The following is a 13,672-nucleotide window of genomic DNA, read 5'->3' on the forward strand; positions in this document are numbered from 1 at the left end:
GCCCGCACCCGGGACGAGCCGGGGACCGGGGTGCGGGACGGCGTGCACCGCCCGCGTACGATGCCGCGCATGCAGACCCGACTGACCGAGATGCTGGGCATCGAGCACCCCGTGATGCTCGCCGGGATGGGCGGCGTGTCCTACGCCCCGCTGGCCGCGGCGGTGTCCGAGGCCGGGGGGCTCGGCACGCTCGGCGCCTCGACGATGGGCGCCGACCAGATGGTCGAGCAGATCGCGGCGGTGGCGGCGGCCACCGACAAGCCGTTCGGGGTGGACCTGCTCACCGCCGCGCCGCAGGACATGGGCGCCAAGGTCCGGGCCATCGCCGACGGAGGCGGATCCGTGTTCGTCGCCGGGCTCGGCGTGCCGGGCGAGGTGATCGACCTCTGCCACGACCTCGGGATCGTGGTGGCGAGCATGTGCGGCAAGGTCGCCCACGCCCTGCGTGCGGTCGACGCGGGATGCGACCTGGTCGTCGCCCAGGGGACCGAGGCCGGCGGCCACACCGGTCAGATCGCCACGATGGCCCTCGTCCCCCAGGTGGTCGACGCCGTGGGCGACCGCGCGCCCGTGGTCGCGGCCGGCGGGATCTTCGACGGCCGCGGCCTGGCCGCCGCCCTCGCCCTCGGGGCTGTCGGCGTCTGGGTGGGCACCCGGTTCATCGCCACGCCCGAGGCCCAGGCGGTCGCCGGGTACAAGGAGCGGATCCTGGCCTCGGCCGAGGACGGCACGCTGATCACGAAGGCGTACACGGGCAAGACCTGCCGAGTGCTGCGCACGGCCTATGCACGGGAGTTCGAGGAGGCCGGGGGCGTGCCCGAGCCGTTCCCGATGCAGGTGGTGCGGTCCATGGAGGACGGCGCCAACCACCTCGGCGGCGACGAGGGCACACCGGGGGTGGACCCCGATCGCGAGTTCATGCCCGCCGGCCAGGCCATCGGCGCGATCGACGAGCTGGTCCCCGCGGGGGACCTGGTGCGGTCGATGGTGGCCGAGGCCGAGGCGGTGCTCGAGCGCATCGGCTGAGACCCCTCGACGGGCCGTGGGGCGGTCCGCCGCCCGCCCGTCGGACGGCCGCCGGACCGCCCTCCGGGCAGCCGTCGGGCGGGTCGGGATGGGTGAGGCAGGTTCACCCAAGGGCGTGACCCTGGTCCCGTCCGGTGGTACCGTGCGGGAGCTGTGGAAGACCGGTCCCGACCGCGCACAAGCGTGCGGTGGGCGCCGAGCCTGTTCGGTCCGTGAGGGCCACTGGGGGAATGGCGATGGAGGCGATGGAGGCGGGAACCCGGAGACGGGGCCGACGAGGACGGGCGGTCGGCCGAGCGCTGGCCGCTGCCGGCATCGCCGCGGCCGGGCTCGTCGCCTGGAGCGTCCCCACGCAGGCCCAGGAGGACCCGGCCCCCGAGGCGCCGGCCACCAACTTCTCGATGGCGGGCATCGCGGACCCGGCCGCCGGGACCCTGCTCGCCGTCGACAAGCAGATCTCGGGTGAGTTCCAGTACTGCAGCAACGCCAACGGCCTCGGCGCCGAGATCTACCTGAACGCCGGCGACGGCGCCGGCATGGCGGTCGAGCAGGCCACCGTCACGCCGTTCGTCGTGCCGCTGCACATCGGCGTCGTGTCGGTGAACAACCCCGATCCCGAGAACCTGATCGAGGGCGAGCGGTTCTTCACGCTCGGCGTCGTCAAGGGCACCCCGGTCGAGTTCGGCCAGAGCGGTTCCGCCTCGGTCGAGTACGGCGGGATCTTCCTCGGCCCGAAGGCCGGCCTCCTGTCGTGGAGCTACTCGGCGAACGTCGACTGCGAAGAGTCGCGGGCGATGCCGATCCTGTCGCCGCTGATCAACGGCGGCACGCCGCCGACGACGGCGCCCCCGGTCACGACGACCACCGAGGCGCCGACCACGACGACGACGACGACCGAGGCGACGACCACCACCACCGAGCCGCCGGCCTGATCCGCGGCCGTCGCCCTGCGACGGTCCGCGCCAGGAGCCGGTGCGCCGGGGATCGCGCCCACCCAGTCGCTTCGTCCTGCCCCCGGCGCAGGACGAAGCGTCGGGGTCGGATCAGCCCGCCAGCTCCTTGACCTTGGCGACCATGCGCTGCTGGCCCTCCAGGTCGGGAGCGATCGGCGTGATGTTGAGCACGGTCACGCCGGCGTCCGCGAACTGCGCGATCCGGTCCTTCACGTAGCCCTCGTCGCCGCAGAGCGAGGTCTCCTCGAGGAACGACGACGGGACGGCGGCGGCCGCCTCCTGCTTCTTGCCGTCGAGGTACAGGTCCTGGATCTCCTTGGCCTCGGCCTCGTAGCCGTAGCGCTGGAAGAGCTGGTTGTAGAAGTTCCGGTCGCGTGCGCCCATGCCGCCCACGTAGAGGGCGATCATGGCCCGGCTGAAGTCGCGGAACCCGCCGACCTCGGACTCGGGGCCGATCGACAGCAGGCCGCCGGCGACCACGTCGAGCGGGCCCAGGTCGGGCGACCGCTTGGCGAGGCCGGCGTCGACGTCGGCGCCCCAGACATCCCTGGACCGCTCGGGGTGGAACAGGATGGGGAGCCAGCCGTCGGCCAGCTCGGCGGTCATCTGGACGTTCTTCGGGCCGAGCGACGCCACGTGGATCGGGATCGCAGACCGCACGGGGTGCGTGATCATCTTCAACGGCTTGCCGAGGCCGGTCCCCTGCCCCTCGGGCAGCGGCAGCTGGTACTTCTTGCCGTCGTGCACGACGGGCTCGTCGCGGCGCCACACCTTGCGGCAGATGTCGATGATCTCCCGGGTGCGCTGGATCGGCGCGTCGTAGGCCACGCCGTGGAAGCCCTCGATCACCTGCGGGCCCGAGGCGCCGAGGCCGAGGATGGCCCGTCCGCCGGACAGGTCGTCGAGCCCGGCCGCCGTCATGGCGAGCAGGGTCGGCGTCCGGGTGTACACCGGCAGGATCCCGGACGCGATCTGGATCGTGTCGGTCTCGGCGGCCAGGTAGCCCATGAGCGTCGGGGCGTCGTAGCCGTACGCCTCGGCGACGTAGACGATGTCCATGCCCGCCTTCTCGAGGGCCTGGACCTGTGCGACCGACTCGGCGAAACCCCCCGAGTAGCCGATCTGCATGCTCAGCTTCATGCTGCCCCCCGTGTCCGTGCTCAGCTCGCCGCGAGCTTCTGCTCGCGGTCCCAGTCCTTGGCCCGCACCAGCTGCGCCCGGTCGAGCGACCCGACGCCGACGCCGTTGTCGAACTCGACCCGGTAGCGGATCCAGCGGAACCCGTTCTTGAGGGTCACCCGCCCCCTCGTCCCGGCGGGCACGCCCGGCAGGTCCTCGGCCGCGACCACCTTGGCGCGGACCTTCAGTTCGTCGTCAGTCGTGCTGGCCATCGGCCGACACGGTACCCGCTCACCCGTCGACGGGCCGCAGCCGGACCCCCAGCTCGACCCTGCGGGCGCCCATCAGCTCGGGGTCCCGAGGGCGGGGCGTGGCGTGGTCCGCAGCGGACGTGGCCACCACCGGGCCGGCGTCGAGGCCCAGCCGGGCCGCGAGCCGCAGGCCCAGCTCGAGCCGCGACAGGTGCTCGGGCCCGGGCAGGTGCCAGGCCCCCGCCCGCCGTGCTCGGTCGAGCGCGACCAGCGCCCAGAGCTCGGCGGCCAGGTCGTCGGCCCGGATCGGCTGGCGCAGCTCGTCGTGGAACAACCGGACCTCCTGGCCCGTCGCCAGCGCGGCGGCCAGCGCGCCGGTGGATCGGTCCATCGGGTCCGTCGACACGACGAGCGACGTCCGGGTGGTGCACACGTCGGGCAGCGCCTCCCGCGCGGCACGCTCCGCCTCGACCTTCCACCGGCCGTAGTCCGTGATCGGGTCGGTCGGAGCGTCCTCGGCGTAGGGCGGCCGGTCGCCGGCGAAGACGACGTCGGTCGACAGGTGCACGAGCGACGCGCCGACGTCGGCCGCCGCACCGGCCACCGACGCGGTCGCATCGACGATCGCGGCCCGGTCCGACTGCACGTAGGCGGTGTGCACGACGACCTCGGGGCGCACCGCCCGCACGAGCTCCACGGTCGCCGCCGCGTCGGTCAGCTCGGCCCCGTGGACGGTCGCGACCGCCGCCACGTCGACGGGCACGGGCGTGCGGTGGCGGGTGACGTGCAGCTCGACGTCGCCGGGCACGGTGCGGGCGAGCCACCCGGCGACGTTGCCCGCTCCCCCGGTGACGAGCACCCGCCGGGGCGATCGCGTGGCCACCCCCGGACCCGCCCGCTCAGCCCGCGGCGCGCCGCGTCTCGGCCCACGTCAGCCCCTCCTCGACGTCGACGTCGTGGGGCAGCCCGAGGACGCGCTCGGCGACGATGTTGCGCTGCACGTCGCCGGTGCCCCCACCGATCGTCAGGGCCTGGGCGAACAGGTACCCGAACTGCCAGAGGTCGACCGGTCCCCCGAACGGCCCGACGTCGTCGAGCATCCCCGCCGGGCCCGCCAGGTCCTTGGCCAGCGCCATGATCCGCTGGCCGTGCTCGTCGGCCAGCACCTTGCGGATCGAGGCCTCGGGGCCGGGCTGGCGACCGGCGATCGCCGCCGTGACCGTCCGGAGCCGGATGAGGCGCAGGATCTCGGACTCGATGTGCAGCTGCGCCGCCCGCTGGCGCTCGACGGCGTCGTGCAGCCCGCCGGCGGCGCGGATGACGTCGAGCAGGTCCTCGGCGTCGGGCCCCATGCCCCACAGCGCCCCGCCCGAGGAGAGCGAGACCCGCTCGTTCGCGAGCGTCACCTTGGCGAGGCGCCAGCCGTCGTCCGGCTCCCCGACCACGAGCTCGTGCGGGATCCGGACGTCGGTGAGGAACACCTCGTTGAAGTTGTGGTGGCCGGTCATCTCCACGATCGGGCGGATCTCGATGCCCGGCAGGTCCATCGGGCAGATGAAGTACGTGATGCCCTTGTGCTTCGGCGCGTCGGGGTCGGTGCGGGCGATGAGGATCCCGTAGCGCGAGTGGTGCGCGAGCGACGTCCAGATCTTCTGGCCGTCCACGATCCACTCGTCGCCGTCGCGGACCGCCCTGGTGCCGAGGGCGGCCAGGTCAGACCCCGCACCCGGCTCGCTGAACAGCTGGCACCAGGTGTCCTCGCCCGACAGCAGGCCGAAGAGGTAGCGCTGCTTCTGCTCGTCGGTGCCGGCCGCCATGATCGTCGGCCCCGCCCAGCCGATGCCGATCGGGTTGTTGGGCCGGCGCACCTTCGCTCTGCGGAGCTCGTCATCGATGACGAGCTGGTGGATCGGGTCGGCGTCCAGCCCCCACGGCGCCGGCCAGTGCGGGGCCACGTAGCCCGCCTCGGCGAGGTCCCGCCCCGATGGAGCCGGGTGAGCGTCCAGCCACTCCCGCACGGCGACCCGTCGGGGATCGTCCTCGGGCGGTAGTTCGAAGTCCATGGCGGCGGACGGTACCGTTCGGGCCCACGGCGCCGCACGGAACTCGCTTCGGTGGGCCGATCACGAGCCGCAGGACACTCGAACCCAAGGGGGGTCGTCGATGGCCGGATGGAACTTCGCCGAGCTGTGGGAGGCGATCGCGGACAAGTTCCCCGACGCCCAGGCGCAGGTCCAGGGCGACCGCCGCTACAGCTGGAAGGAGTTCGACTCCCGTGCCGACGGGGTCGCCCACCACCTGCTCGAGGGCGGGGCGGTCCACCAGGACAAGGTGGCGCTGTACCTCTACAACTGCCCGGAGTACATGGAGGGCTGCTACGCGGCCTTCAAGGCGGGCATGGTGCCGGTCAACACCAACTACCGGTACCTCGACGACGAGCTCGTCTACCTGTGGGACAACGCCGACGCCGTGGCCGTGATCTTCCACGGCACGTTCGCCGACCGCGTGGCCGCGGTGAAGGACCGGCTGCCGGGCGTCCGGCACTGGATCTGGGTCGACGACGGCTCGGGGCCCCGCCCCGACTGGGCCGACGACTACGAGCAGGTGGCCGGCTCGGCGCCCGGTCGCGTCGTCCCCGAGTGGGGTCGCAGCGGCGACGACGTCGTCATGATCTACACCGGCGGCACCACCGGCATGCCGAAGGGCGTGATGTGGCGCCAGGACGACCTCATCGGCGTCACGTGCGCGACCGGCAACCCCAAGCTGGCGCAGGACCCCGACGCGGTCGGCGGCGTGCCGGCGGTCATCGCGGACCTCGCCCAGCCCGGTCCGGCCGGACTGCCGGCGTGCCCGCTCATGCACGGCACCGGCTGGTTCACCGCCAACATCTTCCTGACCCAGGCCGGCTCGGTCGTGACGCTGGTCGACCGGTCGCTCGACTGGAACGAGGTGCTCGAGACGATCGAGCGCGAGCACATCGGCGCCCTCACGATCGTGGGCGACGCCTTCGCCAAGCCGATGGTCCGCGCCCTCGACGCCGCCCCGGGCCGCTGGGACATCTCGAGCCTCGTGCTCATCGCCTCGTCGGGCGTCATGTGGTCCGAGCAGTCCAAGGCCGACCTGCTCCGGCACAACCCCGGCATGCTGCTCGTCGACACGTTCTCGTCGTCCGAGGCCATCGGCATGGGCAGCTCGGTGTCGGCCGGCGACTCCGCCGAGAAGACGGCGCACTTCGCGCTCGGCGAGGGCTGCAAGGTCTTCGGTGACGACGGGACGCCGGTTGCGCCCGGCTCCGGCGAGCGGGGCCGCGTCGCCGTCCCGGGCCGCGTGCCGATCGCGTACTACAAGGACCCCGAGAAGTCGGCGGCGACGTTCATCACCTACGAGGGCGTGCGCTACTCGATGCCGGGTGACTACGCCACGGTCGAGGCCGACGGCACGATCACGCTGCTCGGGCGCGGCTCGGTGTGCATCAACACCGGTGGCGAGAAGGTCTTCCCCGAGGAGGTCGAGGAGGCGCTCAAGACCGACCCGTCCGTGGCGGACGCGGTCGTGGTGGGCGTGCCCGACGAGAAGTTCGGCGAGGCCATCACGGCCGTCGTCGAGCCGGCGGCCGGCGCGTCCGTCGACGAGTCGGCGCTCATCGTCCACGTGAAGGGCCAGCTCGCCCACTACAAGGCGCCCAAGCGCGTGCTGTCGATCGACACGATCGGACGGGCCCCGAACGGCAAGGTCGACTACAAGCGCATGAAGCAGTACGCGATCGACGGGCTGGGCATCAGCGTCGACTGATCCCCACGGCCGGCCCCGCCGGGGACGGTCAGGCTGCGGGGGTGACGGCCAGGTCGTCGAAGCGGACGGTGAGCGGCGCGTTCGTCGTGCTGCTCGACAGGTAGGTGTTGAACCCCACCGATCCGGCGACCTGCATGCCCGAGGTGGCGTCGGTGACGGAGGCCGTCCACCCCGCCGGCTCGGCCGCGCCCGCCGCCCAGACCTTGGCCCGCACGGTCGTCGGGTTGGTCCCGGTGACCTGGAGCCGCACCCGGAGCTGGGTCCCCGCGGTCGCGGTGAGCCCGGCCACGTTGGCCTCGGCGCGGATCGTGGTCTCGGCACCGGTCGAGCTCGCCCGGACCAGGGACAGCGCGACCTGCCCGCCGCCGAGCACGCGGACCTTCGCCCGGTACTCCCCGACGCCGACGACGCGCCGACCGATCGGCGACACGTAGACGCCGCCGCCGGTCGCGGCCTTGTCGAGGCTCATCGTGAACGCGACGTCGGTGGACGACGAGAGCACGCCGGCCAGGTACACGTTGCGGCCGGCGCCGGCGGTCATCGAGACGTTGCCGGTGCCGCCGCCGACGCCGAAGCTGGTGGCCGCGCTCGCGGTGGTCCACGGGCCGCCGACGTCCGCGCTCCCCCACCCGCCGGTCGTGGTGCGACCGAAGGCGTCGGCGCCGAGCACGCCGGTCGGCGGCGGTGCGGTCGGGCCGACCTGCCGCGTCGTCGACGCCGTCGCCCCGTCGTCGTCGGTCACCGTCAACGTGACCGTGTAGGTCCCCGCGGCCGCGTAGGTCCGCGACGACGTCACCCCGCTGCCGGTCTGACCGTCACCGAACGACCACGCGTACGACGCGATCGTCCCGTCGGCATCCGCCGACCCGGTCGCGTCCACCGAGCACGTCAGGTCCGTGCACGAGGTGGTGAACGACGCCGTCGGCGGCTGGTTCGTCGGCGGCGGTGCGGTCGGGCCGACCTGCCGCGTCGTCGACGCCGTCGCCCCGTCGTCGTCGGTCACCGTCAACGTGACCGTGTAGGTCCCCGCCGCCGCGTAGGTCCGCGACGACGTCACCCCGCTGCCGGTCTGACCGTCACCGAACGACCACGCGTACGACGCGATCGTCCCGTCGGCATCCGCCGACCCGGTCGCGTCCACCGAGCACGTCAGGTCCGTGCACGAGGTGGTGAACGACGCCGTCGGCGGCTGGTTCGTCGGCGGCGGTGCGGTCGGGCCGACCTGCCGCGTCGTCGACGCCGTCGCCCCGTCGTCGTCGGTCACCGTCAACGTGACCGTGTAGGTCCCCGCCGCCGCGTAGGTCCGCGACGACGTCACCCCGCTGCCGGTCTGACCGTCACCGAAGGACCACGCGTACGACGCGATCGTCCCGTCGGCATCCGCCGACCCGGTCGCGTCCACCGAGCACGTCAGGTCCGTGCACGAGGTGGTGAACGACGCCGTCGGCGGCTGGTTGGCCGGCGGTGTCCCGCCGGCGACCGGCGTGGCGAGCAGGTCGTCCACGAGCAGCGTCACCGGGGCGTTGGTCGCCGAGCTCGAGAGGTAGTCCCAGAGGCCGATGCCGCCACCCGCCTGCAGGCCGGCGGTCGAGTCCGTCGTCTGCAGCGTCCAGGACGTCGGTTCGGCTGCGCCGTCGGCCCACACCTTGGCCCGCAGCGCCGTCGGCGACGTGCCCTGCGCCTCGAACCGGACCTTCACGTACTGCCCGGCGCCCCATGACAGGCCCGGCACGGTGGCGAGCGTCTGCACCACGGTCTCGGCGCCGCCGACCACGCGGACGACCTGGGCGGTGACGGCACCGCCGGCCTGCGCCCGGAGCTTCAGCCGGTAGTCGTTGGACGCGTTGACGCGGCGCCCGATGACGGCGACGTAGGAGCCGCCGCCCGTCTGCGCCTTGTCGAACGCCAGCCGGGTCGTGATCTTCGTGTCGGTCGACTGGAACGAGTCGAGCGACATCGTGCGGCTGCCCCCGGCCGACGCGACGACCCGCGCCGTGCCGCCCGAGACGGCGAAGTTCGTGGCGCCGCCGCCGACGGTCCACGCGCCGCCCACCTCGGCGGAGCCGAGCCCGCCGGTGACCGCGCGGCCGAAGGTGTCGCTCGCATAGGTCGAGCCCGGCGGGTCGGGCGGGTCGGGCGGGTCCGTGGGCGAGTCCAGACCGGTGGCCAGCGCGTCGCGGATCACCGGGATCGGCTGGTTGGTCAGGTAGTTCTGGAACGCCATCGGCCAGTACGGGTTCACGTACGCCCAGAAGGTCCAGTTGACGCGGTTCGCCTTCGCCCAGTCGAGGAACAGGCGCGTCTGGGCCATGGTCGCCGCGGTCATCTGGCGGGCGTCGACGCCCACCGAGAAGTTCGTGAACTCGCCGATGTACAGCGGCACCTTCCAGGCCCGCGCGTTGGCCAGCAGCTGGTTGGCGACGGTGATGCCGAAGTCGTCGTGGCGGACCACCCCGTCGGAGAACGTGCCGTAGCTGAAGGCGTAGATGTGCGCCGAGTACACCCAGTTGCCCGGCACCGCCGGCTTCGCGGTCATGGTCGGCGTCTCGCGCACCGCCGGGTTCGCGGCGTTGTAACCCCCGGTCGAGTCCTGGAAGAAGAGGAGCCAGCCCGGGTTGCGGGCGGTGATCGCCGGCCCGATCGCCTCGTAGAACGTCTTGAGGCGGGCGCCGGCGGCCTGCAGCACGCTCTGGCCGGCCGGCGGGCTCCCGCCCACGTAGCTGAAGTACGGCTCGTTGAACACGTCGGCGCCGACGACGGCGTCGGCCGCGGCGAACCCGGACGCCGGTGAGAACTCGTACGCGAGCTTGTCCCACGCCGCCGAGAGCAGCTGCCACGGCGTCTGCTGCGTCGTCGTGGCGAGCGGGTCGTGGAGGTTCCGGAAGAACCAGTTCATCGACTGGTAGAAGTCGGTGTTCTGCGTCGTCGTGGCCTTGCCGTCGGCCGTCGGGTACATCCACCGGGGCATGCCGACGCCCTCGCAGTAGCCCGAGGACCCGTCCCAGTTGGTGATGCGGTGCAGGGCGGGCGACCAGTAGTCCTGGTGCATGTCGACGATCACCATCAGGCCGGCGGCCTTGGCCTTGGTCACCATCGACCGCAGGTCGTCGAGGTAGGTCTGGTTCCAGTCGTGGACGTAGGTCCCGCTCGCCGCGCTCCACGTCGGGGCGATGGGCTCGAGGTTGTTCCACGAGATCGGGATGCGCAGGACGTTGTAGCCGAGGTCCGCGATCCGCTGGTACGCGTCGTCGTAGTTGAACGGCTGGCCGCCGATCGGGTCGGCCGGCGTCCGCCAGACCACCCCGCAGCCGTCGGCGACCTTCTGCTTGTCGGCGCGGCCGCCGTTCTCGGTGCCGTTCCAGTTGAAGCCGACGAGGCGGACCTCCTTGCCGGCGGCGTCGTAGATCCGGTCGTCGTTGCCGTTCGTGTGCAGCGGTCCGACGGTGGCCGCAGCGGCCGGTCGGGGCGTCGCCGTGGTGCCGGCCACCGCCAGCACGGCCCCCAGGAGCGCGACCGCGCCGAGGATCCCCAGCAGTCGTCGAGACATCGACCCGTTCCCTCCTCGGACGGCGCTCTCCCAGCGTCGCCGGCCTCCACCAAGGATGGCCCCTGGGCCCGGGCCTGTCACCCCCAGCGGCCCGCTCGGCGGGCGGCGGGTAGATCTGCTCCCGGGGCACCGGCGGGCGTGGCCCGCCCGTGCCCCGGGGTGCGATCACTCGCCGGCGTAGGTGCCGAAGGACCAGAGGTTGCCCTCGGGGTCCCGCAGCCCGAAGCCGGACCCGCCCGGGTCGTAGTCGGGCGACTCGGGCTCCCGGATGATCTCGAGGCCGGCCGCCACGCAGCGCTCGTAGACCGCCATCGGGTCGTCGGTGACGACGTAGATCGAGCCGCTCCCGGGCGGCTGCTCCGAGAACGGGTTGCCGTCCCTCGCGGCCGAGCTGATCTGCACGACGCCGCCCTCGGGCCACGCCAGCTGGCTGTGGGCGACCACGTCGGGCCGCTCGCCGGGCACGACGATCTGCTCGGTGAAGCCGAGCACGTCGACGGCCAGGCGGATGAGCCCGAGGGCGTCGGTCGACTGGATCGCCGGCCAGATCCGACCGTTGCGGGCCACGGTCGCGGGCCGGCCCGAGGCCGCGGACGTCGCAGGGTCGTCGACCCAGGACCCCGCGATGCTGAAGCCCTGGTCGGACATGCGGTCGGCGAGCTCGTCGGTGCCGACGGACTCGAGGCGCTGCGAGAGCATCCACCGGTGGCCGAACGGGTCGACGAGCGTCCCCTGTCGGTGGCCGTAGGGCTGGTCCTCGGGGTCCATCTGGGCGGTCGAGCCGGCCTCGACGGCACGGGCGAAGGCGGTGTCGACGTCGGGGACCTCCAGGTGCAGCGTCACCGATGTGCCGCCCAGGGTGCGAGGCGACCGCACCCCGATCTCGGGGTACTCGTCGGACAGGAAGAACCGGGCGGGTCCGATCATCAGGTCGGCGTGGCCGATCCGGCCGTCGTCGCCGTCGAAGCGCAGGGTGACCTCTGCGCCGAACGCGGTCTCGTAGAACTCGAGCGCAGCCGGACCGTCGTGGACGGCGAGGTACGGGACGAGGGTCTGCTCGGCGACGGCGGCGGAGGCCGGGACGGCGGTGGTGGGGCTGGTGGTCGTGGACATGGCGGTGCTCCTGTCGGTCGGGTCGTCCCTCTCGGGGAGGTCGATGGTCGGGATGTCGGTGAGCGGGACCTCGGCGGGGAGGCCGAGCGCGTCGGCCACCCGGCGACGGAGCCGCCGTGAGAACTCGGCGCCGGGCACGACGGGGTCGTCGCCGCCGCGGAGGGCGTCCAGGGGATCGACGTCGGTCACGGTGCCTCCTCCCGCGTCGTGGGGCCGGACGGATCGGCTCCGGCGGGTCCGTCACCGCCGGGGGCATCGCCGGCCTCGAGGGTGTAGGCCTCGCGGAACGCCCGCCTCGCCCGCACCAGCAGCACCTCGGTGGCGCCGACGGTCCGGTCGAGGTGCGCCGCCACCTCCCGGACGGGCAGGCCGTCCAGGTAGCGCAGCGTCAGGGCGGCCCGGTGGTGCGGACCGAGCCCGGCGAGCACGTCGAGAGCGATCAGGCGGTCGAGGTCGACCTCCCAGCGCTCCTCCACCGGCTCGGCGTCGACGAGCGCGAGCTTGCGCTCCTCCCGCTCCTGACGGCGCCAGTGGTCGACGAGCTTGTGGCGGGCCACGCCGACGAGCCACGCCGTGCTGAGCTCCGGGACGGCGTCGCGCTGCACGGCGTCGACGGCGGCCAGGAAGGTCTCCGACGTGAGGTCCTCGGCGACCGGCACGGACCCGCAGCGGCGCACCAGGTAGCCGTACACGCTCGGCAGCGCCGAGTCGTACAGCTCCAGGAGCTCCCGGCCCGCATCGGCCGGCGACGTCATGGTTCCGTCCACCACTCCCCCCATCGTCGCCGGTGCCCGAACCCCTACACCTCCGACCGGGGAATCCTCCCGCACCCGGCACCCGGGGCGCAGCGTTTCGACGGAGGAGTCCTCCGGACCTAGCGTGATCCCGCCTGAACGTGCCCCGGACCGACCGCGGGCGTGCGCCCTGAGAGGACCTCAATGAGTGATCTGACCTTCGACGGCAAGGTCGCGATCGTCACCGGTGCCGGTGGTGGTCTCGGCAAGTCCCACGCCCTGGAGCTCGCCCGCCGTGGAGCGCGCGTGGTCGTGAACGACCTCGGCGGGTCGGTGAGCGGCGAGGGCGACAACGCGTCGGCCGCCCAGCTCGTCGTCGACGAGATCACCGCTGCGGGCGGCGAGGCCGTCGCCAACCACGACTCGGTGGCCACGCCCGAGGGTGGCAAGGCCATCGTCGACTCCGCCGTCGAGGCCTTCGGCACGGTCGACATCGTGATCAACAACGCCGGCATCCTGCGGGACAAGACGTTCCACAACATGACGCCCGAGCTGCTCGAGCCCGTGATCAGCGTCCACCTGCTCGGCGCCTTCTACGTGACGCAGCCGGCGTGGCTGATCATGCGCGAGAAGGGCTACGGCCGCGTGGTCAACACCAGCTCGAACTCGGGCCTGCTCGGCAACTTCGGCCAGGCGAACTACGGCGCCGCCAAGCTCGGCCTCGTGGGCTTCACCCGGGTCCTCGCCAACGAGGGCAAGTCCAAGGGCATCAAGGTCAACGCGATCGCCCCGGTGGCGAAGACCCGCATGACCGAGGATCTGCTCGGCCCGCTCGGCGACAAGCTCGAGCCCTCCGAGGTCACCCCGACCGTCATCTACCTCGCCTCCGAGGAGTGCCCGGTCAACGGCGAGGTCTACTCGGTCGCCGGCGGCGTCGTCGCCCGCTACTTCATCGGCCTCACGCCGGGCTGGTACGCCGAGGGGCACTCCGCCGAGGACGTCCGGGACCACTTCGACCAGATCCGCGACGAGACGGGCTACATCGTCCCCGAGGATCCGTCGGGCGAGCTGAAGAAGCTGCTCGAGACGCTCAGCTGAGCGACGCCGAGGACGCACGAGGGGCCGGTCCGCACGGAC

At 72.8% G+C, this 13,672-nt stretch carries 11 protein-coding genes; 4 read left to right on the forward strand and 7 right to left on the reverse strand.

The window, feature by feature from the left end; all coding sequences use genetic code 11:
* The first annotated feature begins 69 nt into the window (after positions 1-69).
* Together LH044_RS05255 and LH044_RS05260 are read left to right on the forward strand one after the other, a co-directional pair.
* Positions 70-1,026: an NAD(P)H-dependent flavin oxidoreductase gene (locus LH044_RS05255; RefSeq protein WP_227758747.1), complete on the forward strand. Its 957-nt coding sequence runs from the start codon at positions 70-72 to the stop codon at positions 1,024-1,026.
* Between the two features lie 212 nt (positions 1,027-1,238).
* Entirely contained in the window at positions 1,239-1,958 is a 720-nt protein-coding gene (locus tag LH044_RS05260; RefSeq protein WP_227758748.1) for a hypothetical protein, read from the forward strand.
* Between the two features lie 111 nt (positions 1,959-2,069).
* Here LH044_RS05260 and LH044_RS05265 read toward each other — a convergent pair whose 3' ends face one another.
* The 4 genes from LH044_RS05265 to LH044_RS05280 are packed head-to-tail and all read right to left on the reverse strand — an operon-like array spanning position 2,070 to position 5,412.
* On the reverse strand, positions 2,070-3,119 hold the full coding sequence (locus tag LH044_RS05265; RefSeq protein ID WP_227758749.1) for an LLM class F420-dependent oxidoreductase: 1,050 nt from the start codon (positions 3,117-3,119) through the stop codon (positions 2,070-2,072).
* A 20-nt stretch (positions 3,120-3,139) separates the two neighbouring features.
* Positions 3,140-3,370, reverse strand: a complete 231-nt coding sequence (locus LH044_RS05270; RefSeq protein WP_227758750.1) for a hypothetical protein — start codon at positions 3,368-3,370, stop codon at positions 3,140-3,142.
* 19 nt (positions 3,371-3,389) lie between these two features.
* On the reverse strand, positions 3,390-4,232 hold the full coding sequence (locus LH044_RS05275) for a sugar nucleotide-binding protein (RefSeq protein ID WP_227758751.1): 843 nt from the start codon (positions 4,230-4,232) through the stop codon (positions 3,390-3,392).
* Between the two features lie 16 nt (positions 4,233-4,248).
* Complete coding sequence (locus tag LH044_RS05280) at positions 4,249-5,412, reverse strand: acyl-CoA dehydrogenase family protein (protein WP_227758752.1); 1,164 nt, start codon at positions 5,410-5,412, stop codon at positions 4,249-4,251.
* A gap of 100 nt (positions 5,413-5,512) precedes the next feature.
* Here LH044_RS05280 and LH044_RS05285 point away from each other — a divergent pair, with 100 nt between their 5' ends.
* The gene (locus tag LH044_RS05285) at positions 5,513-7,141 is read left to right on the forward strand and encodes an acyl-CoA synthetase (RefSeq protein ID WP_227758753.1); all 1,629 of its coding nucleotides are present in this window, start codon (positions 5,513-5,515) and stop codon (positions 7,139-7,141) included.
* A 28-nt stretch (positions 7,142-7,169) separates the two neighbouring features.
* Here LH044_RS05285 and LH044_RS05290 read toward each other — a convergent pair whose 3' ends face one another.
* The 3 genes from LH044_RS05290 to LH044_RS05300 all read right to left on the reverse strand — a co-directional run bounded on the left by LH044_RS05290 (position 7,170) and on the right by LH044_RS05300 (position 12,556).
* Entirely contained in the window at positions 7,170-10,688 is a 3,519-nt protein-coding gene (locus LH044_RS05290; RefSeq protein ID WP_227758754.1) for a PKD domain-containing protein, read from the reverse strand.
* A gap of 165 nt (positions 10,689-10,853) precedes the next feature.
* The gene (locus LH044_RS05295) at positions 10,854-11,990 is read right to left on the reverse strand and encodes a VOC family protein (RefSeq protein ID WP_227758755.1); all 1,137 of its coding nucleotides are present in this window, start codon (positions 11,988-11,990) and stop codon (positions 10,854-10,856) included.
* The gene (locus LH044_RS05300; protein WP_374210594.1) at positions 11,987-12,556 is read right to left on the reverse strand and encodes an RNA polymerase sigma factor; all 570 of its coding nucleotides are present in this window, start codon (positions 12,554-12,556) and stop codon (positions 11,987-11,989) included. The genes LH044_RS05295 and LH044_RS05300 overlap by 4 nt, the downstream gene beginning before the upstream one ends.
* A 183-nt stretch (positions 12,557-12,739) precedes the next feature.
* Between LH044_RS05300 and LH044_RS05305 the strand changes: the two genes are divergently transcribed.
* Positions 12,740-13,633: an SDR family oxidoreductase gene (locus tag LH044_RS05305; protein ID WP_227758757.1), complete on the forward strand. Its 894-nt coding sequence runs from the start codon at positions 12,740-12,742 to the stop codon at positions 13,631-13,633.
* Positions 13,634-13,672 lie beyond the last annotated feature (39 nt).

It is taken from the genome of Dermatobacter hominis, from assembly GCF_020715685.1.
Classification (GTDB): domain Bacteria; phylum Actinomycetota; class Acidimicrobiia; order Acidimicrobiales; family Microtrichaceae; genus Dermatobacter; species Dermatobacter hominis.

Bases quoted from the DNA above. Each gene is read 5' to 3' on its own strand.
- LH044_RS05255 (WP_227758747.1), top strand. From the start codon at position 70: ATGCAGACCCGACTGACCGAGATGCTGGGCATCGAGCACCCCGTGATG.
- LH044_RS05265 (WP_227758749.1), bottom strand. From the start codon at position 3,119: ATGAAGCTGAGCATGCAGATCGGCTACTCGGGGGGTTTCGCCGAGTCG.
- LH044_RS05270 (WP_227758750.1), bottom strand. From the start codon at position 3,370: ATGGCCAGCACGACTGACGACGAACTGAAGGTCCGCGCCAAGGTGGTC.
- LH044_RS05280 (WP_227758752.1), bottom strand. From the start codon at position 5,412: ATGGACTTCGAACTACCGCCCGAGGACGATCCCCGACGGGTCGCCGTG.
- LH044_RS05285 (WP_227758753.1), top strand. From the start codon at position 5,513: ATGGCCGGATGGAACTTCGCCGAGCTGTGGGAGGCGATCGCGGACAAG.
- LH044_RS05290 (WP_227758754.1), bottom strand. From the start codon at position 10,688: ATGTCTCGACGACTGCTGGGGATCCTCGGCGCGGTCGCGCTCCTGGGG.
- LH044_RS05300 (WP_374210594.1), bottom strand. From the start codon at position 12,556: ATGACGTCGCCGGCCGATGCGGGCCGGGAGCTCCTGGAGCTGTACGAC.
- LH044_RS05305 (WP_227758757.1), top strand. From the start codon at position 12,740: ATGAGTGATCTGACCTTCGACGGCAAGGTCGCGATCGTCACCGGTGCC.